24 protein-coding genes and 1 pseudogene are annotated in these 22,829 nt (G+C 71.1%); 15 read left to right on the top strand and 10 right to left on the bottom strand.

What is annotated here, in order from left to right; translation table 11 throughout:
* Position 1: 1 nt before the first annotated feature.
* Positions 2 to 1,246, bottom strand: coding sequence for a sarcosine oxidase subunit beta family protein (locus tag ACFSVL_RS45245; RefSeq protein ID WP_378314138.1), 1,245 nt, complete (start codon positions 1,244 to 1,246; stop codon positions 2 to 4).
* Between the two features lie 71 nt (positions 1,247 to 1,317).
* Between ACFSVL_RS45245 and ACFSVL_RS45240 the strand changes: the two genes are divergently transcribed.
* Positions 1,318 to 1,980, top strand: a complete 663-nt coding sequence (locus ACFSVL_RS45240) for a GntR family transcriptional regulator (RefSeq protein WP_378314137.1) — start codon at positions 1,318 to 1,320, stop codon at positions 1,978 to 1,980.
* On the opposite strand, the gene ACFSVL_RS45235 is transcribed toward ACFSVL_RS45240, so the two are convergent.
* Positions 1,977 to 3,101, bottom strand: a complete 1,125-nt coding sequence (locus ACFSVL_RS45235) for an aromatic ring-hydroxylating oxygenase subunit alpha (protein WP_378314136.1) — start codon at positions 3,099 to 3,101, stop codon at positions 1,977 to 1,979. The two genes, ACFSVL_RS45240 and ACFSVL_RS45235, sit on opposite strands and share 4 nt — an antisense overlap.
* Before the next feature lie 280 nt (positions 3,102 to 3,381).
* Here ACFSVL_RS45235 and ACFSVL_RS45230 point away from each other — a divergent pair, with 280 nt between their 5' ends.
* On the top strand, positions 3,382 to 3,699 hold the full coding sequence (locus ACFSVL_RS45230; protein ID WP_378314134.1) for a bifunctional 3-phenylpropionate/cinnamic acid dioxygenase ferredoxin subunit: 318 nt from the start codon (positions 3,382 to 3,384) through the stop codon (positions 3,697 to 3,699).
* Entirely contained in the window at positions 3,696 to 4,853 is a 1,158-nt protein-coding gene (locus ACFSVL_RS45225) for an NAD(P)/FAD-dependent oxidoreductase (protein WP_378314132.1), read from the top strand. Before ACFSVL_RS45230 ends, ACFSVL_RS45225 begins: the two co-directional genes overlap by 4 nt.
* On the opposite strand, the gene ACFSVL_RS45220 is transcribed toward ACFSVL_RS45225, so the two are convergent.
* Both ACFSVL_RS45220 and ACFSVL_RS45215 read right to left on the bottom strand, forming a co-directional pair.
* Positions 4,854 to 5,288: a L,D-transpeptidase gene (locus tag ACFSVL_RS45220; RefSeq protein ID WP_378314130.1), complete on the bottom strand. Its 435-nt coding sequence runs from the start codon at positions 5,286 to 5,288 to the stop codon at positions 4,854 to 4,856. It abuts the gene before it with no gap.
* A gap of 85 nt (positions 5,289 to 5,373) precedes the next feature.
* A complete protein-coding gene (locus tag ACFSVL_RS45215) occupies positions 5,374 to 5,928 on the bottom strand; it encodes an HD domain-containing protein (RefSeq protein WP_378314128.1) in 555 nt (184 codons plus the stop codon).
* A 54-nt stretch (positions 5,929 to 5,982) separates the two neighbouring features.
* Between ACFSVL_RS45215 and ACFSVL_RS45210 the strand changes: the two are divergent.
* The 3 genes and pseudogenes from ACFSVL_RS45210 to lepB all read left to right on the top strand — a co-directional run.
* A pseudogene (locus ACFSVL_RS45210) lies at positions 5,983 to 6,603 on the top strand (crotonase/enoyl-CoA hydratase family protein); the annotation flags it as partial.
* Positions 6,512 to 6,994, top strand: a complete 483-nt coding sequence (locus tag ACFSVL_RS45205) for a glycosyltransferase family 4 protein (protein WP_378314208.1) — start codon at positions 6,512 to 6,514, stop codon at positions 6,992 to 6,994. The pseudogene ACFSVL_RS45210 and the gene ACFSVL_RS45205, both read left to right, overlap by 92 nt.
* A 261-nt stretch (positions 6,995 to 7,255) precedes the next feature.
* Positions 7,256 to 8,149, top strand: coding sequence for a signal peptidase I (lepB, locus tag ACFSVL_RS45200; protein WP_378314126.1), 894 nt, complete (start codon positions 7,256 to 7,258; stop codon positions 8,147 to 8,149).
* Between the two features lie 293 nt (positions 8,150 to 8,442).
* On the opposite strand, the gene ACFSVL_RS45195 is transcribed toward lepB, so the two are convergent.
* On the bottom strand, positions 8,443 to 8,898 hold the full coding sequence (locus ACFSVL_RS45195; RefSeq protein ID WP_378314125.1) for a nuclear transport factor 2 family protein: 456 nt from the start codon (positions 8,896 to 8,898) through the stop codon (positions 8,443 to 8,445).
* Positions 8,899 to 9,046: 148 nt separating this feature from the next.
* Here ACFSVL_RS45195 and ACFSVL_RS45190 point away from each other — a divergent pair, with 148 nt between their 5' ends.
* Positions 9,047 to 9,532: an ATP-binding protein gene (locus ACFSVL_RS45190; RefSeq protein ID WP_378314123.1), complete on the top strand. Its 486-nt coding sequence runs from the start codon at positions 9,047 to 9,049 to the stop codon at positions 9,530 to 9,532.
* 4 nt (positions 9,533 to 9,536) lie between these two features.
* Here the strand turns inward: ACFSVL_RS45190 and ACFSVL_RS45185 are convergent, their stop codons facing one another.
* Together ACFSVL_RS45185 and ACFSVL_RS45180 are read right to left on the bottom strand one after the other, a co-directional pair.
* Positions 9,537 to 10,163 carry a DsbA family oxidoreductase gene (locus ACFSVL_RS45185; protein WP_378314121.1) on the bottom strand — a complete coding sequence of 209 codons (627 nt, stop codon included), beginning with the start codon at positions 10,161 to 10,163 and terminating at the stop codon, positions 9,537 to 9,539.
* 54 nt (positions 10,164 to 10,217) lie between these two features.
* Positions 10,218 to 11,072 (bottom strand): EamA family transporter, encoded by an 855-nt coding sequence (locus ACFSVL_RS45180; RefSeq protein ID WP_378314119.1) that lies wholly within the window; start codon positions 11,070 to 11,072, stop codon positions 10,218 to 10,220.
* 84 nt (positions 11,073 to 11,156) lie between these two features.
* On the opposite strand from ACFSVL_RS45180, the gene ACFSVL_RS45175 reads away from it, so the two are divergent.
* Together ACFSVL_RS45175 and msrA are read left to right on the top strand one after the other, a co-directional pair.
* Entirely contained in the window at positions 11,157 to 12,044 is an 888-nt protein-coding gene (locus ACFSVL_RS45175; RefSeq protein ID WP_378314117.1) for a LysR family transcriptional regulator, read from the top strand.
* A gap of 34 nt (positions 12,045 to 12,078) precedes the next feature.
* Entirely contained in the window at positions 12,079 to 12,579 is a 501-nt protein-coding gene (gene msrA, locus ACFSVL_RS45170; RefSeq protein WP_378314116.1) for a peptide-methionine (S)-S-oxide reductase MsrA, read from the top strand.
* A gap of 103 nt (positions 12,580 to 12,682) precedes the next feature.
* Here the strand turns inward: msrA and ACFSVL_RS45165 are convergent, their stop codons facing one another.
* The gene (locus ACFSVL_RS45165; protein WP_378314115.1) at positions 12,683 to 13,894 is read right to left on the bottom strand and encodes an MFS transporter; all 1,212 of its coding nucleotides are present in this window, start codon (positions 13,892 to 13,894) and stop codon (positions 12,683 to 12,685) included.
* A 314-nt stretch (positions 13,895 to 14,208) separates the two neighbouring features.
* Between ACFSVL_RS45165 and ACFSVL_RS45160 the strand changes: the two genes are divergently transcribed.
* From ACFSVL_RS45160 to ACFSVL_RS45145, 4 genes are read left to right on the top strand one after another with little or no spacing between them, the layout of a single operon-like run.
* Positions 14,209 to 15,786 (top strand): ABC transporter substrate-binding protein, encoded by a 1,578-nt coding sequence (locus tag ACFSVL_RS45160; protein ID WP_378314206.1) that lies wholly within the window; start codon positions 14,209 to 14,211, stop codon positions 15,784 to 15,786.
* Entirely contained in the window at positions 15,783 to 16,742 is a 960-nt protein-coding gene (locus tag ACFSVL_RS45155) for an ABC transporter permease (protein WP_378314113.1), read from the top strand. The genes ACFSVL_RS45160 and ACFSVL_RS45155 overlap by 4 nt, the downstream gene beginning before the upstream one ends.
* Positions 16,735 to 17,559 (top strand): ABC transporter permease, encoded by an 825-nt coding sequence (locus tag ACFSVL_RS45150; protein WP_378314111.1) that lies wholly within the window; start codon positions 16,735 to 16,737, stop codon positions 17,557 to 17,559. The genes ACFSVL_RS45155 and ACFSVL_RS45150 overlap by 8 nt, the downstream gene beginning before the upstream one ends.
* A gap of 3 nt (positions 17,560 to 17,562) precedes the next feature.
* Positions 17,563 to 19,146: a dipeptide ABC transporter ATP-binding protein gene (locus ACFSVL_RS45145; RefSeq protein ID WP_378314110.1), complete on the top strand. Its 1,584-nt coding sequence runs from the start codon at positions 17,563 to 17,565 to the stop codon at positions 19,144 to 19,146.
* 227 nt (positions 19,147 to 19,373) lie between these two features.
* On the opposite strand, the gene ACFSVL_RS45140 is transcribed toward ACFSVL_RS45145, so the two are convergent.
* Positions 19,374 to 20,348 (bottom strand): quinone oxidoreductase family protein, encoded by a 975-nt coding sequence (locus tag ACFSVL_RS45140; RefSeq protein ID WP_378314108.1) that lies wholly within the window; start codon positions 20,346 to 20,348, stop codon positions 19,374 to 19,376.
* 101 nt (positions 20,349 to 20,449) lie between these two features.
* On the opposite strand from ACFSVL_RS45140, the gene ACFSVL_RS45135 reads away from it, so the two are divergent.
* Both ACFSVL_RS45135 and ACFSVL_RS45130 read left to right on the top strand, forming a co-directional pair.
* On the top strand, positions 20,450 to 21,472 hold the full coding sequence (locus ACFSVL_RS45135; protein ID WP_378314107.1) for an LLM class flavin-dependent oxidoreductase: 1,023 nt from the start codon (positions 20,450 to 20,452) through the stop codon (positions 21,470 to 21,472).
* Positions 21,473 to 21,488: 16 nt separating this feature from the next.
* Positions 21,489 to 22,268, top strand: a complete 780-nt coding sequence (locus tag ACFSVL_RS45130) for a nitroreductase/quinone reductase family protein (protein ID WP_378314105.1) — start codon at positions 21,489 to 21,491, stop codon at positions 22,266 to 22,268.
* On the opposite strand, the gene ACFSVL_RS45125 is transcribed toward ACFSVL_RS45130, so the two are convergent.
* Complete coding sequence (locus ACFSVL_RS45125; RefSeq protein WP_378314103.1) at positions 22,265 to 22,819, bottom strand: hypothetical protein; 555 nt, start codon at positions 22,817 to 22,819, stop codon at positions 22,265 to 22,267. The genes ACFSVL_RS45130 and ACFSVL_RS45125 overlap by 4 nt on opposite strands.
* Positions 22,820 to 22,829: the final 10 nt, after the last annotated feature.

The following is a 22,829-nucleotide window of genomic DNA, read 5'->3' as shown; positions in this document are numbered from 1 at the left end:
CCTAATGCGCGACGGCGGCGGCGCCGTGCTCGTCGACGAGCGCGCCGGTGGTGAACCGGTCGAGGGTGAACGGTTCGGCGTACGGATGCGGCTTGCCCTTCGCGACGGTGTGCGCGAAGCAGTCGCCGACGCCCGGCGTGGCCTTGAACCCGCCGGTCCCCCAGCCGCAGTTGAGATAGAGGTTCTCCACCGGGGTCAGCCCGATGATCGGCGACGCGTCCGGGGTCACGTCGACGATGCCCGCCCAGGTCCGCAGGAGATGCGCCCGCGCGAACACCGGGAACAGCTCCAGCGCGGCGGCCATCTGGTCCTCGATGATGTGGAAGGCGCCGCGCTGGCCGTAGCCGGCGTAGGAGTCGATGCCCGCGCCCATCACGAGTTCTCCCTTGTGCGCCTGGGAAACGTAGACGTGCACGGCATTCGACATCACCACCGTCGGGTGCACCGGTTCGAGCAGTTCCGACACGAGCGCCTGCAGCGGATGCGACACCAGCGGCAGGTCGATCCCGGCCATCTTCGCCAGCACCGAACTGTGCCCGGCCGCGCACAGCGCGACCTTCCCGGCGGCGATCCGGCCCCGGCTCGTCTCGACCGCGACGACCTTGCCGTCCCGCGTCTCGATGCCGGTGACCTGGCAGTTCTGGATCAGGTCGACGCCCATCCCGGCCGCCGCGCGGGCGAAACCCCAAGCCACGTAATCGTGTTTCGCGATCCCGGCGCGCGGCTGGTAGGTCGCGCCGAGCACCGGGTAGCGCACGTCCGGGGAGGTGTTGACGATCGGGCAGAGTTCCTTGACCCCGTCCGCGTCGACCCATTCCGCGTCGATCCCGTTGAGCCGGTTGGCGTTCACCCGGCGCACGCTGTCGCGGACGTCCTGCAGGCTGTGCGCGAGGTTGAGCACGCCGCGCTGGCTGAGCAGGATCGGGTAGCCGAGGTCTTCTTCGAGGCCTTCCCACAGCTTGAGCGAGTGTTCGTAGATGCCGGAGCTTTCGTCCCACAGGTAGTTGGAGCGGATGATCGTCGTGTTGCGAGCCATGTTCCCGCCGGCGAGCCAGCCCTTCTCCAGCACCGCGACGTTCGTGATGCCGTGCACCTTCGCGAGGTAGTACGCGGTCGCGAGGCCGTGCCCGCCGCCGCCCACCACCACGACGTCGTACGCGCGCCGCGGCTCCGGGTCGCGCCACAGGAAATCCGGGTGCTCCGGCAGGTCCGCGCCCGGGGGACGGGGCTGGTCCGTCGTGGTCATTCCGGCTGGCCTCCCGCGTGCGACAACTGGTCGACTACTGATATATCAATCTGCGCTGTAGAGTAGGGCGGGTGAGCACCCCGGTCAACCACGTCATCCCGGCCGCCGCCCCGTCGCTGGCCGAACGCGCCTACGAGTTCCTGCGCGACCGTCTCGTCATGCTCGACATCAAGCCGGGCGACCCGATCAACGAGGAATGGGCGGGCACCGCGCTCGGCATGGGCCGCACGCCGATCCGCGAAGCGCTGAAACGCCTGGAGACCGAGCGCCTGGTGGTGGCGTACCCGCGGCGCGGCACGTTCGCCACCGACGTCAACATCTCCGACCTCGCGCACATCTCCGAGGTCCGGCGCACCCTCGAACCGACGGCCGCCGCGTCCGCCGCCACCCGCGCGACCGACGCCGACCGGGCGCGCCTGGCGGAGCTGCGCGATCAGCTGGATTCCGCGCCGTCGAAGGAAAACGCCGAACTGCTGCGGACGGACCTTGAGCTGCACCGCGCGATCTACGCCTGCGTGCACAATCCGTTCTTCGAGGACACGCTGATCCATTACGACAACCTCGCCACGCGGATCTGGTGCGTGTTCCTCCCCCGGCTGCGCGGCATGGCCGGGCACGTGGACGAGCATTCGCCGCTGCTGACGGCGATCGTCGAGGGGGACGCGAAGAAGGCTTCGGCGCTGACGCTCGACCACGTGACCGGCTTCGAGAAGGCGATCCGCGCGCTCATCTAGGACTCCCCGGCCTTCGAGCGCACCCAGTCGTGGAACTCGCCGATGTGGTGTTCGCTCGGCACCAGCACGCCGCCCTTGGCGTACGCGCGGGAGCCCATCGCTTGCTGACATCGTTCGCACGCCTCGAAATCCTGCTGGTTGACCCGGTGGAACAGTTCGACCGACCGGTCCAGGTCCGCACCCGAGGCGACCACCTCCGGCAGGTACAGCCAGTCGCAGCGGACCAGCGTGCGGTCCGGGGCCAGCGGGAACATCCGGTGCACGATCACGTGGTCGGGCACCAGGTTCACGAATACCTGCGGCCGGATCGTGATCGCGTAGTACCGCCGGTCCTGGTGCTCGCCGACGCCCGGCAGCCGCGGCAGCCCGTCGCCTCCGTCTACAGTGAACCCGGTGACGTCCGAGCCGAATTCCGCGCCGTGGCCGACGTAGTACTGCGCGGCGTACCCGTCCGCGAACTCCGGGAGCACCTCGGTGAGTTCAGGGTGGATGGTCGCGCAGTGGTAGCACTCCATGAAGTTCTCGATGATCTGCTTCCAGTTCGCGCGCACGTCGTACTCGATCCGCCGGCCCAGCGCCAGATTCTCGATGCCGTACGCCTCGATCTCGCCCGGCCCGCCGAGCCGGGCGCTCACGTCGGCGAGCACAGTGTCCGCAAAGGACGGTGGGTCCTCGGCGAGGCAAACCCAGGCGTAGCCAAGCCATTCGCGCAGGTGCAGCCGGGTCAGGCCGTACTCGACGCGGTCGACGTCCGGCATTCCGGTGAGATTCGGCGCGGCCACTAGCTTTCCGTCGAGGCCGTAGGTCCAGGCGTGGTACATGCACTGGAACGCGCGCTTCACCGAGCCTTTCTCGTCGGTGCACAGCCGCGCGCCCCGGTGGCGGCAGACGTTCAGGAACGCGCGCAGGGCTCCGTCGCGGCCGCGGGCGATCAGCACGCTTTCGCGGCCGATCTGCACGGTCTCGAACGAACCGGGCGACGACAGGTCGGCACTGCGCACCGCGCAGAACCAGCCCGCTTCGAAGATCCGCTCCTGCTCCCGGGCGAAGACCGCCGGGTCGGTGTAGTGCGGCCCGGGCAGAGTCGGCAGCAGGCTCTGCGGGAGGTCGATGGCGGTCACCGGCAGGGCTCCTCTCGAACACGGTCGATGTTGCGTATTACGCGTCTTGTTGCCCTCTCCGGAACAAGATGCGGGTCCGCCGGGGCGCTGTCAAGCACCCTTCCGTGGCCCGCACCCGTTCGCCGGAACCGCCTTCGACCACGGCATTCACCCGGAACGCCGCTCCGCAAAACTCGACCCCGGAACCTCTTGACGGCGCCCCTCCGGCGCACTCAGACTCTGTTGCGTATCACGTCGGGTGTTCCTCAATACGCAACAGTCCCAGCTTTCGGAGGAATCAATGCTGCGCGCGTGCACTGTGGACGAACTGCCCCCGGGCGAGTCCGTCCGGATCGCGGGGCCCGAGCCCATCGCCGTCTTCAACGCCGACGGCGAGCTGTATGCGATCGGGGACACCTGCACCCACCAAGACGCGTCACTGGCCGACGGCTGGCTCGAAGGCTGCTTCGTGGAGTGCCCGCTGCACGCGGCGCTCTTCGACCTGCGCACCGGGATGCCGTCCTGCCTGCCCGCCAAACAGCCGGTGCGCACGTACGAGGTGCAGGTCGACGCGGGCGTGATCTACGTGCTCGCCGACGCCGCCGAGGACGCTGCGTGAAAACGGTCGCGATCGTCGGCGCTTCGCTCGCCGGCGCCCGCGCCGCGCAGGAACTGCGCGCACAGGGGTTCGACGGCCGGGTGGTGCTCGTCGGCGAGGAGCCGCATCTCCCCTACGACCGGCCTCCGCTGTCGAAGGCGTTCCTGGCCGGCACCGCGTCGCGCGAGTCGCTGGACCTGCTCGACGCCGACGATCTCGCCTCGCTGGACGTCCGGCTCGGCACCCGCGCGGAACGGCTCGACCCGTCGACCGGGCGCCTGGTCCTCTCCGACGGGGAGCTGGAAGCAGACGGCGTCGTCCTCGCGACCGGCGGCCGTGCTCGCGCCTTGCCGGGGACGGAATCCGTTGCCGGAGTTCATGTTCTGCGCACTCTCGACGACGCGCTCGCCCTCCGCGAGGAGCTGGTTCCTGGCGCGCGCGTGGTGATCGTCGGCGGCGGCTTCATCGGGGCCGAGGTGGCTTCGACGTGCTGCGGCTTGGGTTTGGACGTCACCGTTTTGGAGGCGCTGCCGACGCCGATGGCGCGCGTGCTGGGTCCGGAACTCGGGTCGATCTGCGCCCGGCTGCACGGGCGGAACGGGGTCGCTCTTCGCTGCGGCGCTTCGGTCGCCGGGCTTTCCACGCTGGACGGCCGCGTCACCGGAGTGCAGCTGGAGACCGGCGAGGTGCTGCCCGCTGACATCGTCGTCGCCGGGATCGGCATGGTCCCGGCGGCCGACTGGCTCGACGGCTCCGGGCTGGCGGTCGGCAACGGCGTGCGCACCAATGCCGGTCTGGTCACTTCGCTGCCGAATGTGGTCGCCGCGGGCGACGTCGCGGCGTACGGACCGGCGGGCACCCGGCACGAGCATTGGACGAACGCCACCGAGCAGGCTTCGGTCGCGGTCGCCAATCTGATGGCCGGGCAGGTGGTCCGGGAGTACGAGCCGAGCGGCTACGTCTGGTCCGATCAGTACGCGGGGACTCTCCAGCTCGCCGGGCACCCGTCCCCCGAAGACGAGGTGCGCTTCGCCGACGGCGGCCCGGACGACGAGTCCTTCCTCGCCACCTACCACCGCGACGGCCGGACGGTGGCCGTGTTCGGGCTCAACAACCCGAGGGGATTCGGCCGCCTGCGCAGGCAAGCACTGCGGCGGCCGGTCCCTGTCGGGTGATTACCGCACGACCTGGACCACGTCGCCCGGCTGCAACGTGTTGAAGAAGGCCACCGCGTCGGCGTGCGACAGGTGGACGCAGCCGTGCGACTGAACCTTCAGGCTGCCCTGGTGGAACGCCACCCCGGTCTTCGTGAAGAAGACCGAGTACGGCATCGGGCCGTTGAACTGCTTGCTGTAGTGGTCGATGTCCTTGTACTGCACGCGGAACGTGCCGACCGGAGTCGGGTACGCGGGCTTGCCGACGGTCACGCGCACGCCGCCGCGGGTGACCTTGCCGTTGTTCATCAGCCACGCCGTGTTCGCGGACAGCTTCAAGCAGGCTTTCGCCTTGGCGCCGCACGGGGGCCCCGCCGCCTCCGCACTCGCCGCGAATCCGATCGTCGCCGCCATCGCCGCGATACTGGCCAGCACTGCCGTGATTTTCCGGTTCATCCGGTGCCTCCCCGAGACGGTCGTACTTTGGATCTTTCCCAGGGAGGACAGTTTTAAACCAGAAATGCGCCCATGTGGGTGATAGTTAACGAGACCGCCACGCCAGCGGCGACGTCGCCAGCGCGGCCTCGGCGACGCGACGCGCGGTCTCGGTGAAGAGCCCGGCCTGCGCCGAAGCGAGCCATTCGTCCACTGTGGATACTCCGGTCGCCCGGTATTCGAGCGCCTGGAACAACATTTCGAGTTTGTCGGCGTCCTTCGCGCAGCGGGCCTCGGGCGATTCGCGCGTTTCGTACTCGTCCACCGCCGCCCGCACGGTTTCCGCCGCCGCATGCGGGAGGCTCGCCGTCTGGTCCGCCGTGATCGCCCTCGGCTGCGGCTTCGTCAGGTACGGCGCGGCGGTGTGCGGCAGGTCGCCGGTGCGGGTCTCCTGGGTGTCGTGCCACAGCGCGAGATACGCCGCGCGCTCGGGAACCGCGCCTTCCTCGGCGGCGAGCAGCGCGGCCAGCTGCGCCGCCCGGAGGCTGTGCTCGGCCACCGATTCCGGGTCGCGGACCCCGGCCTGCCACCAGCCCGCGCGGCGCACCCGCTTGAGCACTCCCAGCTCGAACCCGAACGCGGCCAGGCTTTCGGCGTCCATTCCGCAGTTCCCTTCCCGTGCCGATCTCCCCGCCGGAGCCTACGGGGCGTTGGCATGCTGCCGGGACACCCGCTTCTTCCCGAGGAGGCCGGCCCGGTCACCACTATCGGCATCAACCGGCCGGAGCGGCGCAACGCCGTCGACCGCGCGACCGCCGAGGCGCTCGCGGACGCGTTCCGGGAGTTCGACGCCTCGGACGCCTCGGACGCGGTGCTGTACGGCGTCGGCGGGACCTTCTGCGCCGGGGCCGATCTCAAGGCGGTGAGCGAGGGCCGCGGCAACCGGACCGAACCGGACGGCGACGGCCCGATGGGCCCGACCCGCATGCGGCTGCGGAAGCCGGTGCTCGCGGCGGTGTCCGGGCACGCCGTCGCGGGCGGGCTGGAACTGGCGATCTGGGCCGACCTGCGGATCGCGGACGAGACAGCGGTGTTCGGCGTGTTCTGCCGCCGCTGGGGAGTCCCGTTGATCGACGGCGGCACCGTCCGGCTGCCCCGGCTGATCGGCCGGAGCCACGCGCTCGATCTGGTGCTGACCGGACGTCCGGTGGACGCGGCGGAGGCGCACCGGATCGGATTGGCGAATCGCGTCGTGCCCGCCGGGCAGGCGCTGCCCGCCGCGATCGCGCTCGCCCGGGAACTCGCCGCGTTTCCGCAAACGTGTTTACGCCCGGAAACTCGGCATCGCCGGCAATGTCACCTTCGCCGGAAATCTCAGCGGTGCGGCGAAATTCCGGGCCCTGCGGAGCGCTCGGTCGGTCGTCCTCTGTCCCACCAGCCCGAACGACGCCTTCCCGACCGTGCTGCTCGAAGCGTGGGCGAGCCGGGTGCCGGTTATCGCCACGGCCGTCGGCCCGCTCGCCTCGCTGGTGGACGACGGCGGCACCGGGCTCCTCGCCGCCCCGCGGTCCCCCGCGGCGCTGGCGGACGGATTACGCCGCCTCGAAAGCGACCCGGCGCTGGCGGAGGCGATCCGGGGGAACGCGTACGAGCTGGTGCGCAGCCGGTACACGTGGGGACATCGGGTCACGGACTTCATCCGGCAGCTGGAGGCGCTGCCTCGGTGACGCCTGCGGTCAAGGCTGGAGGGCGCTCGGCAAGCGCTGCCGCGTCTCGGACACTGCCTCGTCGGCGTCCCCTCTCGGCCGCACCGAATCCCGTCCCGCCGCCCCGGCTTCCCCCGGATTCCGGACCGCACCCGCGGTTCCGGCCCGTTTTCCTTCCCCGAGGGCGAAATCTCCGGTTGGCGTCCCGGTCATCGGCACGACCCCCGATCGTGGCCGCGCGCGGTCCGCCGTCCGGCGCGCGGATCTGGGTAGCCTGGCGGCGTGGCCGACCCGATCCCCCATTCCCCTGCCGCCGGCGAGCCCGGATCCGAGCGTCCCGAAGCGGGCGAGCCGCCCCGGAAGGGCAGGCGGAAGCGGCCCTTCTGGCAGGAGCTGCCGATCCTGATCGGGATCGCGCTGGTGCTGACGATCCTGATCCAGCAGTTCGTCGCGAAGGTGTTCCTGATCCCGTCGGCGTCGATGGAGTCGACGCTGCACGGATGCGACGGCTGCTTCGGCGACCGGGTCGTCGTGGACCGCGTCACCTACGATTTCACCGACCCGTCGCCGGGCGACGTCATCGTGTTCCGCGGCCCGCAGTCGTGGAACGCGAACGAGATCGCCCCGCAGGAGTCGGGCAACTTCTTCACGAAGACGGTGCGCGGCCTCGGTTCGCTCATCGGCTTCGCGCCGCCGGACGAGCGCGACTTCGTGAAGCGAGTGATCGCCGTCGGCGGGCAGACCGTGCAGTGCTGCGATCCGCAGGGCCGCGTCCTGGTCGACGGCAAACCCCTCGACGAGCCCTACATCCACTGGCTCGACCAGCCGCCGTCGGTGCGGCAGACGTTCGCCCCGGTCACCGTCCCGCAGGGCAGCCTGTGGGTGATGGGCGACAACCGCGAGAACTCGTGCGACTCCCGCTGCCAGGGCGGCGGCGGGCTGAACGGCACCGTCCCGGTGGACGACGTCATCGGCAAGGCCCGGGTGATCGTCCTGCCGCCGTCGCGCTGGGGCGGGGTCAGCGACCACGACCCGCAGGCCGCGCCCGCCGTGCCCGCCGCGCTCGGCGCACCCGCGTGGCAGCAGGGAATCCCGCTCGGGGCGGGCGCGCTGCTGGCCTTCCCGACGCTCGCCGCCGGGCGGGGGCTGCGGCGGAAGCTCGGCAAACGGGACTGAGTTTCCGGTGCGGGGCCGCGGTCCCGTTGCGGGCGTTTTCGGTGCGCGGGCGGCGGTCCCGTTGTCGGCCGGCGGGCCGGGCAGGAGTGCGCGCCGCCCGCTTGGCACCGGAACGCCCCAATGTGGCATTGGGTGCGTCAGATGCACCCAATGCGGCGTTCGGTGCGTGCCACGCACCCAATGTGGCATTGGGGCGGTTCCGCGGGGACCGGAGCGGTCCGGTCGAGCGGATCTCCCGCCAGCTCTCCCGTGACCGGCGAGCGTTTCTCGTGCCCGGCGCGAAAACCGCCCGTTCAGCTTCCGGAACCGGCCGCCCGCACCACCTCCATCCGGAGGTGCCGCGTCAGGTCCCCGGTCAGGTGCAGCACCGGCGTCCGTTCCGCGAACCGCCACTCCCCGTCGCGCCGCACGAACCGGTCGTCGTAGTGCCCGGCCGCGATCGGCTGCAGCGGAAGTCCTTCCGCGGCTTGGAAAACCGTGAAATAGCTGTGCGCCGAGGCCGTGTCCTCGCCGGCCGTGATCCGGACGTTCGTCGTCACGTGCCGGGTCCTCGGGGTGCCGTCCGGGTGGATGACCAGGATGGCGCGGAACCAGTTCTCCACCGCCTCCCGTCCGGTCCGGGCGCCGCCGCTGTGCAGGGTTCCCTCGCGGAACAGCTCGCCCACCCCGGCGAGGTCGCCCGCGTCGATGCGCGCGGCGTAGGTCATGATCAAGTCCTGGATCGCCCACCGGGCCGACTCTGCCGACATCGGCTCAGCATAGGAGTTCCACAGTGGACGCCGTGACCTGCGGTTCTCCCCTACACCGCCCTCCCGCCGCAGAGCGGTCCGGCGGCGGTGGCATGATGCCCGCACGGTCCCGGCCGATCGGACCGCTCGCCGAGGAGGAAGGTGACGCTTGAGCACGCGCACTACCCAGGTGGACGACCTCCGGCTGGTGGCGCAGCCGAGCGCGGTCCCGTGCACCGAGCTGTTCGTCCGCCTGATCCTGACCGACTGGTCCCTGATGCCGATGCTGGACCAGGTCACGAACGCCGCCGTGCGGCTGGTCGGGGACGTCGTCGACCAGAGCAGCCCGTCCGCGCCCGCCTTCGTGACCGTCCGGCTGCAGCTGCGCGGCGACCGGCTCGTCGTCGAGGTGGACGACGACCTCGTCGCCCCGAGCCCGCCGCGCGACGAGCGGATCGGTGTGCGGCCCGGGCCGCGCGGGCGCACCACGTGGTGCGAACTGCCGCTGCCCGGCGGGATTTCGGCCGGGCAGGTCCGGCTGCCGCGCCGGGGCGACCGGCGCACGCTGGTCGACGAGCCCGTCTCCGGCGAACCCGTCACCGCCGACCCGCAGGTGCTCGAACGGCTGCTGAACCGGCTCAGCAAGTTCGAGTAGCGCCTCAGGCGGAAGCGGCCTCCCAGGCCTGTTCCAGCGCCTGCGCGAACACCTCCACCGACTGCCCGCCGGAGACGCCGAACCGCCGTCCCAGCACGAAAAACGGCACCCCGGACGCGCCCAGCTGCGCCGCTTCCCGCTCCTCGGCGCGGACCGCGTCCGCATAGCGCGCCGGGTCGGCCAGCACGGCTTCGGCCTCGGCGCGCGGCAAACCGGCTTCCTCGGCGACGTCGGCCAGCACACTGCTGGTGAACACCGCGCGGGCTTCGGCGAAATTCGCGCGGAACAACGCCGACACCATCTCGTTCTCCAGGCCCTTTTCGCGGGCAAGGTGCATCAGCCGGTGCGCGTCGAAGGTGTTGCCGATCTCCCGGTCGGTCCGGTAGCCGAGCCCTTCCGCCTCCGCGAGCCCGGCGACCCGCTGTTCCATTTCCGCGGCCTGCGGCCCGTACTTCGCGGTGAGCATGTCCAGCAACGGCTCGGTCCCGGTCTTCCCGGGGTCCAGCTCGAACGACCGGTACGTCACGGTCACCTCGTCCCGGTGCGCGAACCCGGCCAGCGCCTTCTCGAACCGCGCCTTCCCGAGGTAGCACCACGGGCACACGACATCGCTCCAGATCTCCACCTGCATGCCGCCAGCGTAAACGTCGTGAGTGGCGATGCCGGTTAGAACCGGCATTGCCACTCACGACACCGCTACTGGTTCCCGCGCCCCGGTCCGTTCCGCGCCGATGCCCGCGGCCACCACGAATGCGACCCCGGCCACCGCGGCCACGTTCGGCACCTGGTGCAGCACGATCAGCCCGAGCGCCAGCGCGATCGCCGGTTCCAGGCTCATCAGCGTCCCGAACGCCGAGGCCGTCAGCCGGCGCAGCGCCAGCATCTCCATGCTGAACGGCACCACCGGCACAAGCACCGCGAGCCCGAGCCCGGCGAGCACCAGCGGCCAGGTCACGTGGCTGACCACAGCGGGACCGTGCACGGCCGTGGCGACCAGACCGGCCACCGGCATCGACACTGCCAGCCCGCGCAGGCCCGACACCTCGTCGCCGACCCGTTGCGTCAGCACGATGTAGGCGCCCCAGCAGACCGCCGCCGCGAGCGCGCAGCCGATGCCGATCAGGTCGGTCCCGCCCTGCCACGGCTGGGTCAGCAGCACCACGCCCGCCGCCGCCAGCACCGGCCACAGCCGGGTTCCGCTGCGGCCTCGCACGATCGCGACGGTCAGCGGGCCGAGAAACTCCAGCGCGCTCGCCGTTCCGAGCGGCAACCGGGTCGCGGCGACCATGAACAGGATCGTCATCCCGGCTGTGGCGACGCCGAGCACGAGACAGGCCAGCAACGCCGGGCGACGGAACGCCGACGGCCGCGGCCGTACGAGCACCAGCAGCAGCACGCCGGCCCACGCGAGCCGCAGCCACGCGACGCCAGTCGGCCCGATCTGGTTGGCGAGACTGACCGAAACCGCCATGCCGAGCTGGACGGACAACATGGCGCCGACGGCGAGGACGACCCCGGTCCGGGGAGTGGAGGGAAGCACGCCGACCAGGAGAACCCATCCAGACCGTTCGTGTCCACGTGCCAATCCTGGACGTACCGTCCAGGAATCGTGAACAATGACCGGGTGGAGACTCGCAGGCTGCAGTTCCTTCTCGAGTTGTCGCGGCTCGGCTCGATGCGCGCGGTCGCGGACGTGCTCGAAACCACAACGTCCACCGTCTCCCAGCAGATCTCGGTCCTGGCCAAGGAAACGGGCGTCGCACTGCTCGAACCGGACGGCCGCCGCGTGCGGCTCACTCCCGCCGGGCGACGGCTCGCCGAGCACGCCGTCACGATCCTGGCCGCCGTCGAGGCCGCCCGGGTCGACCTCGATCCCGAAGCCGAGCCCGCCGGAACCGTGCGCGTTGCCGGATTCGGGACCGGCGTGCGGCACGCCGTCCTCCCGGTCGCGGATCTGCTCGCCCAACGGCACCCGCAGGTGCGCCTGACGATCAGCGAGCACGAACCCGCGGAAGCGCTGGCACAGCTGAGAACCGACGACATCGACCTCGCCCTCACCTACGACTACGACCTCGCCCCCGCGACCGCGGATCCGTCGCTCGCCGTCCGTCCGCTGTGGGCGGAGCCGTGGGGCCTCGCCGTGCCGCGCGCGGAGGCGAACCGGGTGCGAGGCGACGGAGCTTTGGCGGTGGTCGCCGCGTTCCGCGACCACGACTGGATCGGCAACTCCCGCAACGGCGCGGACGAGACGGTCGTCGGGACACTGGCGTCGATGGCCGGTTTCGCGCCGCGGTTCACCCACCGCGCGGACAACCTCGACCTGGTGCAGGACCTGATCGCGGCGGGCGGCGGGGTCGGCCTGCTGCCCGAGTCCTGGCCGACCCGCCCCGACGTCACCGTCCTGCCACTGACCGGGCCCGACGTCCGGCTGCGGGCCTTCGCCTGCACCCGGCGCGGCCGGGACGCGTGGCCGCCGCTCGCCCTGGTCCTGGGGCTGCTGCGCGGCGACTAGCATGGGACGGAAGCTCGAGCACGGAGGAGGCGGCATGGCAACGGAAAAGGCAATCCTGGCCGGCGGATGTTTCTGGGGCATGGAGGAGCTGTTCCGCCACCAGCCCGGCGTCACCGCGACCCGCGTCGGCTACAGCGGCGGCGACGTCCCGAACGCCACCTACCGCAACCACGGCACCCACGCCGAAACCATCGAAGTCACCTACGACCCCGCGCAAACCGACTTCCGCGCCCTGCTCGAATTCTTCTTCCAAGTCCACGACCCCAGCACGAAGAACCGGCAGGGCAACGACATCGGCGCCAGCTACCGCTCCGCCATCTTCTACACGACCGACGAGCAAAAGCGAATTGCTGAGGACACCATCGCGGACGTCGACGCCTCCGGCCTCTGGCCCGGCAAAGTCGTCACCGAAGTGACCCCCGCCGGCGACTTCTGGGAAGCCGAGCCGGAGCACCAGGACTACCTGCAGCACTACCCCAACGGCTACACCTGCCACTTCCCGCGGCCCGGCTGGAAACTCCCGAAGCGCGCCTGACCCCGCCGCCAGCTACCCGCCTTCCGGTCCGTGAGGGGAACCCTGAGGGAATCAGAGTCCCTCAGGGTTCCCCTCACGGACGGACAGTTCCTGGCAGCGGCCCTCAGCGCGCCATCGCGGCCTCCGCGTCCTTGAACGCCGCCGCCGACAACCGCCGCCACACCAGCGACGTCCCCAGCAGCTGCACCGCCGCGGCCATCACCCACACGCCCCGCAGGCTCCAGTGCACCGCCACGAAACCGCCGGCGAGCGCACCCAGCGGGGTCAGTCCCCACGCCAGCGCGCGATGGCTGGTCAGCACCCGGCCGAGCAGCTCCGGCGGCGTGAACCGCTGGCGGCTGGACTGCGAGCAGACGTTCCAGATCAGCGTCGTCCCGGTGAGGAACATCAGCACCGCCCCGACCAGCACCGGCCACGGCGGCACGATCGCGATCAGCAGCTGGCTCAGCACCGCGCAGGCCTGCGCGACCCGCATCGACGCCGAGTAGCCGAAGCGCCGCACGAACCCGTCCACGAAGAACGACGACACCACCCAGCCGACCGCCAGGCAGGCCAGCAGCAGGCCGTAGCCGATCGGGCCGAGGTGCAGTTCCTTGGTGGCGTAGAGGACGAGCATCGAGTTGCCTGCCGCAGCCGCGAACGACCCCAGCCCGACCGTGATGGTGATCGACCGCAGCAGCGGCGTGCCCACCAGATAACGCAGCCCGGCAGTGGCGTCCTTCAGTGGATGCGCGGGCGTGTACACCGGCTTCGCCGACGGAATCCCGCGCGCCAGCAGCAAAGCCACGAATGCGGCGGCGGCGGCCAGCCACGCGGGCAGTCCCGCACTGATCCCGATCAGCAGCCCGGTCGCGGGCGGAACCACGAACTGGACCAGGCCGCGGTCGATCACCAGCAGCCGGGAATTGGCCATGTTGAGCCGATCCGGCCCGACGACCTCGGGCACCACCGAACCCGCCGCACCGTCGCCGAATACCTGCGCCGTCGTGAGCACGAACGCCACCGCCAGCAGCGCGGGGAGGCTCAGCGAGCCAGTGGAACCCAGCAGCGCCAAGGTGAGCGCGGCGGCGATCTGCACCGCGTAGGCGGAAGCGAGCACGGTGGTCCGGCGGACCCGGTCGATCACTACTCCGGCGAACAGCGAAAGCAGCAGCCACGGTGCCTGCCCGGCCACGTTCACCAAGGACACCGCACGCGGGTCGGTGGTGATCGAGACGGCCAACAAAGGCAGCGCCGCGAGCAGAAGCCCTTCACAGGTTGAACCGGACACCGCCACCGCTTGCAGCCGGACCCAAGCCGACCCGCCCCCACCCATACCCTCCAGTCTTCGGCACCGCGCAACTGGTTTTCCGCTGTGTGTTCCCGCCCTCCGGACCTCCTCGCCGAACAAAAGCCCACCGGCTATCACGCGGGCGCGGGCCACGCTTTCCCTTGTGCGTCAACCGGAATCCACGCGAGCGGCCGGATCCCGGGAACGCGGTTCACCTGATGGGACGGGCTTCAGCGAACCGCCGCGAACGGTTGAGCTGGACACGTCCGTCCCGTCCCCGCTGGAGGAATCCCGTGCCCCGCCACACCCCGTCCCGGCTTCCGCGTCCTGCCCGCGCGCGGTCCCGTCTCGCCGCCGCGCTGGCCCTTCCGCTGCTGCTCGCCGCTTGCGGCACGGCGGGCGGCACCGGCCAGCAGGACGCCGGTCCCCCGCGCCCGGGCGGCACGCTGCGGCTGGGCATCTCGTCCAATCCGGACTGCATCGACCCGCAGCAGGTCAGCACCAACGCCTCGGTCAACGTCGGCCGCCAGCTGGTCGACTCGCTCACCGACCAGGACCCGAAGACCGGCGCGATCACGCCCTGGCTCGCCGACCGCTGGACTGTCAGCCCCGATTCCACGAGCTTCACCTTCCACCTCCGCTCCGGCGCGACGTTCTCCGACGGCTCCCCGGTGGACGCCGCCGCGGTGAAGACCAGCTTCGACGGCATCAAGGCGCTCGGCGCGAAGGCCCTGCTCGGGTCCAGCTACCTGGCCGCCTACCGCGGCGCGACGGTGGTCGACCCGACGACGGTCCGGCTGGACTTCAGCCAGCCCAGCGCGCAGTTCCTGCAGGCCAGCTCCACGATGTCGCTCGGCGTGCTCGCGCCCGCGGCGTTCCGGCACACCGCCGAGCAGCGCTGCCAGGGCATCGGCCTGATCGGCTCCGGTCCGTTCGTGTTCACCAGCCTGAAGCCGAACCAGAACATCCTGCTCAGCAAGCGGACCGGCTACCGCTGGGGTTCGCCGTTGTGGCGGCATCAAGGCGAGGCGTACGTCGACAAGATCGACTTCCGCGTGGTGCCCGAGCCGGGCGTGCGGTCGGGCAGCCTGACGTCCGGGCAGCTGGACGCGATCACCGACGTCCAGCCGGTGGACGAACCGCAGTTCTCCGGCAACGGGTTCTCCGAACCGGTGCGGCCGAATCCGGGCATCGTGTTCAACCTGCACGCGAACGTGACCCGCGGCGTCCTCACTGATCAGAAGGTGCGCCAGGCGGTGTCGAAGGGCGTGAACCGGCCCGAGGTCACCAGCACCGTGCTCACCCCGAACTACAAGCCCGCCACGAGCATCCTCGGTTCCGCGACGCCGCTGTACACCGATCTGTCGAAGGAACTCGCCTACGATCCGGCCGGCGCGCAGGCGCTGCTGCAGTCCGACGGCTGGGTGCCCGGCCCGGACGGCATCCGGACGAAGAACGGGCAGCGGCTGTCCGCGTCCGTGCTGTTCTCCGCGGTGTTCAACCAGAACCAGAGCGTGCTGGAGCTGCTCCAGCAGCAGCTGCGCAAGATCGGCTTCGACCTGAAGATCGAGCTGCACACCAACTCCGAGGTCACCCGGCTGCAGCAGGCAGGCCAGTACGATTTCCTCTGGTACAACGTCACCCGCGCCGATCCGGACATCCTGCGCCAGCAGTTCTCCACGAAGACGAACAACCGGAGCAAGCTGCCCGCCGACAACCCGCTCGACGCGTCGCTGGCCGAACAGTCGGCCACCGTCGACGCCGTGAAACGCAAGCCGGCCGCGGAAAAAGCGCAGCGGACCATCGTGGAGCAGGCGTACTCGATCCCGGTGTTCGAGCTGACGCAGGTGCTCGGCGTCGGCCCGAACGCGCATGACGTCGGCTTCGAGGCTTCCTCGCGGCTGCAGCTGTTCGACGCCTGGGTTTCGGGCTCGTGAAAGGCTTTCCGCTGCTTCGCCGCCTCCTGCAGGCCGTAGTGGTGCTGTGGGCGGCGTTCACGCTGTCGTTCGTCATCCTGTACCTGCTGCCCGGCGACGCGGTGCTGACCAAACTCGGCTCGGCCGAGGGCGGGCCCAGCGCGTCGCCGGAGCAGATCGCCGCTCTGCGCGCCGAGTACGGGCTGGACGATCCGGTCCTCGTGCAGTACGGCAAGCACCTCTTCGCCGCGCTGCACGGAGACTTCGGCACCTCGGTGGCCACCGGCGACGACGCGACGCACCAGGTGCTCAGCGCGTTGCCGCCGACGCTCGCCGTGTCCGGGCTGGCGCTGGTGCTCGCGATCGTCTTCGGCGGCGGGATCGCGGTGCTCGGCACGTTCACCCGCGCCCGCTGGGTGAGCCAGGCGCTGCTTTCGCTGCCGCCGCTGGGCACCTCGCTGCCGACGTTCTGGGTCGGGCTGCTGCTGATCCAGCTGTTCTCGTTCCAGCTTCGGCTGTTCCCGGCGCTCGGGTCGACCGGCTTCGCGTCGCTGATCCTCCCGGCGGTCACGCTCTCGCTGCCGACCGGGGCGATCATCGCGCAGGTGCTGGCGAAGAGCCTGCGAACGCAGCTGGCCGAGCCGTACGTCGAGGTGGTGCGGGCGAAGGGCGCGAGCCGCAGCCGGGTCCATTTCGGACACGCGCTGCGCAACGCCGGGCTGCCCGCGCTCACCCTGGTAGGCGTCGTCGCGGGCAATCTGCTGGCCGGTTCGGTGGTGACCGAAACGGTGTTCTCCCGCGACGGTCTCGGCCGGGTCACCGCGTCGGCGGTCACCGCGCAGGACGTTCCGGTGGTGCAGGCGGTGATCGTGCTCGCCGCGTTCTTCTTCGTGGTGCTCAACCTGGTCGTCGACCTCGTGTATCCGCTGCTGGACCCGCGCGTCTCGGTGCGCAAGGAGGTGCCCGCGCATGTCTGAAGCCGTGCTCCCCCAACGGTTCCTGATCCGCCGACCGGGCCTCATCCTCTCCGGGCTCCTCCTTGCCGCCGTGCTCATCGCCGCCTTCGCGCCCGCGCTGTTCACCGGGCAGGACCCGATCACCGGCGTCCCGTCCGAACGGCTCCAAGGCCCGTCGCTCGCGCACCTGTTCGGCACCGACGAAACCGGCCGCGACGTGTTTGCCCGCGTCGTGCACGGAGCCGGGCTCTCCCTGCGCGCGACCGTGCTCGCCGTCCTCGTCGCGTTCGCCGCCGGATCCGCGCTGGGGCTGCTCGCCGGATTCCGCGGCGGCTGGCTCGACGCGGTCGTGATGCGGATCGTCGACGTGCTCCAGGCGGTTCCGGCGATCCTGCTGTCGCTGGCGCTGGTGACCGCGCTCGGGTTCGGGACCACGAACGTCGCGATCGCCGTCGGGGTCGCGAACCTCGCCGCGTTCGCCCGGCTGATGCGGGCCGAGGTGCTGCGGGTGCGGTCCGGGGTGTTCGTGGAGGCGGCGCGGGCGTCCGGGGTGCGCTGGGCCGGGGTGCTCGGGCGGCACGTGCTGCCGAACGCGCTCGGGCCGGTCCTGGTGCTGGCGACGGTGACGGTCGGCACGGCGGTGCTCGAAGTGTCCGCGCTCAGCTTCCTCGGCTTCGGCGCGAGCCCGCCGACCCCAGAGTGGGGCGCGCTGGTGGCCGGCGGACGCAATTTCCTGGCCACCGCTTGGTGGATGACCACGTTCCCGGGCTTGACCGTCGCGGCCGTCGTGCTGGCCGCGAACCGCGTGTCCCGGGCTCTCGACGGCGAACGGAGCTGACAAGTGCTGGAGATCAGCGAGCTGGCGGTGTCGTACCGCACCTCAGGCGGCGTGGTGCCCGCCGTGCGGGACGTGAGCCTGCGGGTCGGAGCGGGCGAGATCGTCGCGGTGGTCGGCGAATCCGGTTCGGGGAAGAGCACCACGGCGCACGCCGCGATCGGGCTGCTCCCGCGCGGCGGGTTCGTCCATCGTGGACAGATCACCTTCGACGGGCGGGACCTGACCGCACTGTCCGAAAAGGACTGGCGACGAGTGCGCGGCACCGGGATCGCGCTCGTGCCGCAGGATCCGACGGTGTCGCTCAACCCGGTCCGGCGGATCGGCGAACAGGTGGCCGAGGTGCTGCTGATCCACCGGCTGGCCGCTCGCGGCGAGGCCGCCGCCCGTGCGGTGGACCTGCTGCGGAGGGCTGGCGTCGACCGGCCCGAGCTGCGCGCGCGGCAGTATCCGCACGAACTGTCCGGCGGTCTTCGGCAGCGGGTGCTGATCGCCATCGCGCTCGCGGGCGAACCGCGGCTGATCATCGCCGACGAGCCGACCAGTGCGCTCGATGTGACCGTGCAGAAGGAAATCCTCGACCATCTGGCTGGCCTGGCCGCTGACGACGGCACCGCGATCCTGCTGATCACGCACGATCTGGGCGTCGCGGCCGACCGGGCCGCACGGATCGCGGTGCTGTCCGAGGGGCGGCTGGTCGAGGAAGGACCAGCCCGCGAACTCCTCGCCGCGCCGACCCAGGACTACACGCAACGCCTGCTCGCCGCCGCGCCGAGCCTGGCGCGCGAACCGCTGCGCCCCCGCCGCGCCGAGGGTCCGGAGGTCCTGCTGTCGGTCGACTCGGTGTCGAAGACCTTCACCTCCTCCCGTGCCGGCTCGGTGCGCGCGGTGAACGGCGTGTCGTTCCAGCTCACTCGCGGCCGGACCCTCGCGCTGGTCGGCGAATCCGGCTCCGGCAAGACGACCACCGCACGGATGGCAGTCGGCCTGGAAACCCCGACTACCGGCACGGTCAGCTTCGACGGCCAGGACGTCACCCGCCTCCCGGCCGCCGAACTGCGCCGGCTCCGGCGTCGCTTCCAGCTCGTCTACCAGAACCCGTACGCCTCGCTGAACCCGCGGTTTTCCATCGCCGAGGTGATCGGCGAACCGCTGCGCGCGTTCCGGGTCGGCGGCCGGGCTTCGCGCGTGGCCGAGCTGGCGGACCAGGTCGCGCTGCCGTCGTCGGTGCTGCGCCGGAAACCGGCCGAGCTGTCCGGCGGCCAGCGCCAGCGCGCGGCGATCGCCCGGGCGCTGGCGCTCCGGCCGGACCTCGTCGTGCTGGACGAGCCGGTGTCCGCTTTGGACGTTTCGGTGCAGGCGCAGATCCTGAAGCTGCTCGTGGACCTGCAGGACGAACTCGGCCTGACGTACCTGTTCATCACCCACGACCTGGCCGTGGTGCGGGAAATCGCCGATCAGGTCGGGGTGATGCGCGAGGGCGGGCTGCTCGAATCCGGCCCGGCCGACGACGTCCTGCTGCGCCCGCGCGAGCAGTACACCCGCGACCTGCTGGCCGCGATCCCGGGCGGCGAGCAGGTCAGCGCGTGACCTCAGGTTCTCCGTCCGTGAGGGGAACCCTCACGGCCCCAGATTCCCTCAGGGTTCCCCTCACGGACCTTCGGATACGGCCATCCGGGCATCAATCGGGCAATCCGGTGGCGCTGGCGTCCCTTGTGGACGGTCCAGCAGGCGTGCCGTCACGCAGATTAGGCGCCTGGCATGGGAATCCGTTCCGCTCAAGGTACCCTTCACGGCCCCAAGGCCTGGCGTTGACCTCAGGAGTTGGCGAGCACCAGCCGCCCGACCGCCTCGCCCGCGTCCATCCGGCGGTGCGCCTCGCGCGCCTGCGCCATCGGCAGGACGGTGACCGGCAGCCGGATCCGGCCCTCGGTGTACAGCGGGAGGACGGCTTCCGCGGCCGGGCGGGCGGGTGCGGTGTCCGCGGACAGGAAGCCGCCGACGTTGAAGCCGACCACGCCGATGTTCTTGCCCCACACGGCGTTCGAGTCGATCATCGGCGCGGTTTCGCTGCCCGCGCTGCCGACGACGAGCATCCGGCCCATCGGCGCGAGCAGGTCGAGCGACGCGACGCGCAGGTCGCCGCCCACCGGGTCGACGATCACCTCGAACCGCTCGTCCCGCAGCTCGCCGAGTTCGCCGGACACCACAACGCGGTCGAAGCCGAGTTCCTTCGCCGCCGCGACCTGCTCGGGACGCCGGACCGTGCCGACGACCTCGCGCGCCCCAAGCAGCCGCGCCACCTCGGGGTACACCGAGGCGAGACCGCCGAGCGCACCGTGCACGAGCACGCGCGCGTCCTTCGGCAGCCGCACCGCCTCGGTGAGCGAAAGATAGGCCGTCACCGTGTTCGCCAGGCCAGCCACGGCCTGCGCGCGCTCCACGCCGGTGCCGGCGAGCGGCACGACGAGGCTGGCGGGCGCGAGCTTGACGTCGGCGTAACCGCCCATGCCGGGCAGTGTCAGCGTGACGACCTCGTCCCCGACGGCGAACCCGCTGTCCGGCCCGGCCGCGCGGATCGTGCCCGCGACCTCCAGCCCCGGCACGAGCGGCGGCTTCGGCGCGTAGTCGTACTCGGCGAGCGTGCCCCGGCGGATCAGCGCGTCGATCAGCCCGACGGACGCGTGCGAGACCGCGATGGTCACCTCGCCCGGCCCCGGAACCGGCTCGGGCGCCTCGATCTCTTCGAGGACTTCTGGACCGCCGTAGCGAGTGATGGACAAAGCGCGCATCGTGCGTACTCCCCCGTGTGGTGCGTTTGTTTCAGCGAGCCGGAACAACCTGGTCCAGGCTGCGGTTATTCCGGCTTAGTTCCCCGGAGGAAGGACTCGCCGTGCCGACCGAAACGCAACCGCTGCGCAAACTGGGCTTCCTGACGATCGGGCTGTTCGACGGCGACGACCCGCGGCCGGGCCACGAATCCACGCTCCGGGTGCTCGAACTCGGCGAGCAGCTCGGCTTCGACAGCGCCTGGGTGCGCCACCGGCACCTGCAGTACGGCATTTCCTCGCCGGTCGCCGTGCTCGCCGCGGCCACCCAGCGCACCAGCCGGATCGAGCTGGGCACCGCGGTGATCCCGCTCGGCTGGGAGAACCCGCTGCGGCTGGCCGAAGACCTCGCGACCGTCGACGTGCTGTCCGGCGGGCGGCTCAACCCGGGCGTCAGCGTCAGCCCGCCGATGCACTACGACGACGTGCGGGCCGCGCTGTACCCGGACACCGGCGACCGCGAAGACTTCGGCTACGACCGGGTGTCGCGGCTGTTGTCGCTGGTCCGCGGCGAAACCGCGTCCACGTTCAGCGGGGTGGAGGGCATCGAATCGTTCTCCGACCGGGTGCAGCCGCATTCGCCCGGGCTGGCCGGCCGGCTGTGGTACGGCGGCGCGAGCACCCGGTCCGCGGTCTGGACCGGGGAAGCCGGGATGAACTACCTGACCAGCAGCGTCGTCCGGGCCGAGGAAGGCTCGACGGACTTCGAGAAAATCCAGCTCTCGCACGTCCAGGCGTTCCGCGCGCACCATCCGGACGGTGCGCGGGCGCGGGTTTCGCAAGGCCTGGTGGTGATTCCGACCGACAGCGCCACCGCCGAGCAGCGCGCCAAGTACGAGGATTACGCGGCCAAACGCCTGCCTCGCACGAAAACCCCGCAGGGCCCGGGCGGGCTGCTGTTCTCGCGCGATTACGTCGGTACTTCGGCGGAGATCGCCGAGCAGCTGTACCGGCACGCCGCTTTCCGGGAGATCGACGAGGTCGCGTTCGCGCTGCCGTTCACCTTCGAGCACGAGGACTACGTGCAGATCCTTACCGACCTGGCGGAGCGGCTGGGGCCGGAGCTGGGGTGGAAGCCGGGGTCGTGAGTGTTAGCGTGGAGGGGTGCCGGATTTCACGTCCACAGTGGACATCGCACGCCCCGCCGCGGACCCACGCGACGCCCTGGCCTGGGCCCGCGCGGTCTGGGAAGACGCCCCGCCGCCGGTGCGGGCCTTCCTGCGCGCCGGCTGGCTCGGCCTCGGCCTGACCACACGGCTGTCCCCGGAGCGGGTGCTGGGCTGGACGGTCGTCTCGGCCACGCCGGACGAGGCCGTGCTCGAAACACCGTCGCCGATCCTGACCGCGCGCAACATCGTGCGGCTCGACCCGGACCGGGTGCGCTGGACCACCGAGGTCACCTACGACCGCTTCCCGGCCCGGCAGGTGTGGGCCGTCGCCGTCCCGTTCCACGAGATCGTCATCCCGGCCCGGCTGCGGCACGTCGCAGGCCAGGCGCGGCCCGGCGATCTGCAGCACCAGATCGTCACGACATTCCAGCGGCGGCTCGGCAACCCCGTGCTGTCCCGGCTCCCCGGCCAGACGCTGCTCGAAACCACCGGCCGCAGCTCGGGCCTTCCGCGGCGCACCCCGATCGGCGGACGGCGCGTCGGCCAGGAGTTCTGGCTGGTGTCCGAATTCGGCGAGCGGTCGCAGTACGTGCGCAACATCCAGGCCGACCCGCGCGTCCGGCTGCGCCTGCACGGCCGCTGGCTGCGCGGCGTCGCCCGCCTGCTGCCGGAGGACGATGCCCGCGCGCGGCTGAAGTCGCTGCCGCGCCTCAACAGCACCGCGGTCCAGGCGTTCGGGACGGACTTGCTGACGATCCGGATCGACCTGGACTAAGCCTTCCGCCGCAGATACGACAGTGCCTCGCTCCAGAGCCCGGGCTGCGTACCGTCCACCGGAAGCGGATCCGGCACCGGCGGCCGCGGCGACGAGGCAGAACTGGAGATCAGGTCAACGTAAGCCCGGTCGTAGGCGGGCGCAGGCTGGGCGCGGGGCACGCGGACCCGGGAGGTGGTCTGCCGCACCCGCTCAAGGTCTTCGCCGCCCAGCCAGGCGGGGCCGGACGCAGCCAGTTCGAGGTCTTCGACCGCAGTCTTCGGATCGCCGAGGTGATCGGCGACCAGGAGCCCGCGCACGAAGTGGAGCACGGCCCGGTCCTGCGGCCGTTCGACCCACATCTGCAACGCCAGGTCACAACTGTGGACGGCGGTCTTCGGCTGCCGGTGGAGCAGCGCCGAACAGACGTCCATCAGCCACGCCTCGGGCAGGTACGCGCCGCCGTCGTTGCGCCAGCTCATCGCCGTTCGGTAGAGCTGGTGCCAATCGCCGTCCCGGAGCATCGCGACGCACTGCGCACGCCACCAGGACGGCGCGGTTGAAGAGGGCATGGCGTCAGTT

The sequence above is a fragment of the Amycolatopsis silviterrae genome (genome assembly GCF_042684085.1).
In the GTDB taxonomy this organism is placed as follows: Bacteria; Actinomycetota; Actinomycetes; order Mycobacteriales; family Pseudonocardiaceae; genus Amycolatopsis; species Amycolatopsis silviterrae.
This window is presented reverse-complemented; position numbering and strand designations above follow the sequence as displayed.